Genomic DNA, 1784 nt, shown 5'->3' with positions numbered 1-1784 from the left:
AACAGTCCGAAAACAGCAGAGTTATTAGGGTTATCAGCAGAGGAACTCAAAGGTGCTTTGGGAATGCTTGATGATACCGAGGAAGAATCGGCACAGCTACCAGAAACCAATGTTGAGATTACTGACATAGGCACAGCCAATACACCCGAAGACCGCAAGAAAGCAGAGATTATCAAAAAGCTATCCGATGCCCTTATGACATGGGAACTACAAGATGTAGCCAAGATTGCAAATATCGTTGGCTTATGCCTTGACAAAGCCGAACTGATAAATAAAACCCTTCTGTTCCTGAACCAAGCCGTGAATGGCATATCAGAACAGGAACCGGGAAACGCAGAGTTTGATAACGAAGATTTAGACAACGATTAAAATATACGATTATGAGAAAGTTTAAAGTAGGAATCACCATTGAAGCTGACAGTACCGAGGTAGTTCAGCAAGTAGGAAACCTTTTGCAAAATGCAGTCAACAAGGTTGAGCAACAGGACATGATTAAGCTTTTGACCAAGGTTGCCAAGAACCCAAAGATTGTAAAGACCGCATTACGATACATCTAAAAAACTCAGCAACGTGCAACAGTTACCACCTGTAAATAAAGCAACATTAATAGCCAATGGCATTAAATACGGATTGCCCATTATGGGCGTTGGAATCGGTATTTACGCTGTTAAAAAGCTATTGTTTAAGAAGAATACTGATGGCACTTCATCAAGGGTTGCTCCATCAATAAAAGATACGGTTATCGACAGGCAAAACCTGACTATTTCTGCTTCTGATGCTGCTTTGTATGCCAATACGCTGTACGGTGCAATGCTCGACTTTGGTACAGATGAAAAGGTCATTTACTCCACCATTGATAAGATACAGAGCAAGGATGATATGCTATTAGTGATTAAAGCCTTTGGCATGAAACAGTATTTGTGGGGAACCAGGGCAGCGTTTTTAGGTCAGGACTTCAACCTGATTGGCTGGTTCAGACAGGAACTAAGCGAAAGTGAAATTTCCAAAATCAAACCCAAGTTCGATAGTTGGGGAATCCCTCTCTAATCTCAAACAAAATTACAGCTATGGACAAGAAGAAAAAGATATTATTTATTTCGGGAGGGGTGTTAACCACAGGGGCAATAGTAACCACAATTGTAATGATTCGCAGACGAAACAAACGCAAGCGTGGACTATTGCCTCCTCGTGGTTCAAACGTTTTGACCACCAACAATAACGAATTGCCCTCAAACTTTCAGAATTGGAACGGTGGCAATACCTATCTATCCAATGCACCCAGGGGAATACGTAACAACAATCCGGGAAACCTGATTTTTACCAATATCAAATGGAACGGCAAACTACCCAAAGAGCAAAACAAAGACAGGCGTTTTGAAATGTTTATTGCTCCGGTTTATGGTGTTCGTGCCATGATTAAAGACCTCAAGCACGACATTGAGAAGGGCAAGAATACCGTGCCGTTATTGGTCGAAGAATATGCACCCCGATTTGAAAACAACACCGACCATTATATCCAAACGGTTTGCAAGGATTTAAAGGTCAGCAAGAGTGCAAAACTCCTGCCTACAAAAAACACACTCCGCTTATTGGTGCTTTCAATGACAAAGGTTGAGACAGGTGGCAATTACATCTCCAACCAATTGTTTGAGCAAGCCTACGCAATGATTTAGCAATTAAAAGACTTAGATATGGGAACGATAAAAATGTTTAGGGGAACAACCCCACCGTTATTGAAAAAAGGCGAATGGGCTTCGGATGGCCAGTACGCTTATTTGGGTATG

General features: G+C 41.6%; 4 protein-coding genes. All 4 read left to right on the top strand.

Annotated elements, in window-relative coordinates:
* The coding region (locus KEM10_RS23650) for a hypothetical protein (RefSeq protein ID WP_212220817.1) at positions 1-369 on the top strand (369 nt) is incomplete at its 5' end.
* 11 nt (positions 370-380) lie between these two features.
* Entirely contained in the window at positions 381-557 is a 177-nt protein-coding gene (locus KEM10_RS23645; RefSeq protein ID WP_170154413.1) for a hypothetical protein, read from the top strand.
* Between the two features lie 13 nt (positions 558-570).
* A complete protein-coding gene (locus KEM10_RS23640) occupies positions 571-1047 on the top strand; it encodes a hypothetical protein (RefSeq protein ID WP_212220814.1) in 477 nt (158 codons plus the stop codon).
* A gap of 20 nt (positions 1048-1067) precedes the next feature.
* On the top strand, positions 1068-1673 hold the full coding sequence (locus KEM10_RS23635) for a hypothetical protein (RefSeq protein ID WP_212220811.1): 606 nt from the start codon (positions 1068-1070) through the stop codon (positions 1671-1673).
* Positions 1674-1784: the final 111 nt, after the last annotated feature.

The sequence above is a fragment of the Carboxylicivirga linearis genome (assembly GCF_018271995.1).
Lineage (GTDB): Bacteria > Bacteroidota > Bacteroidia > Bacteroidales > Marinilabiliaceae > Carboxylicivirga > Carboxylicivirga linearis.
The sequence above is the reverse complement of the archived record's forward strand: the minus strand, read 5'-3'. Positions and strand labels throughout refer to the sequence as shown.

Bases quoted from the DNA above. Each gene is read 5' to 3' on its own strand.
- KEM10_RS23645 (WP_170154413.1), top strand. From the start codon at position 381: ATGAGAAAGTTTAAAGTAGGAATCACCATTGAAGCTGACAGTACCGAG.
- KEM10_RS23635 (WP_212220811.1), top strand. From the start codon at position 1,068: ATGGACAAGAAGAAAAAGATATTATTTATTTCGGGAGGGGTGTTAACC.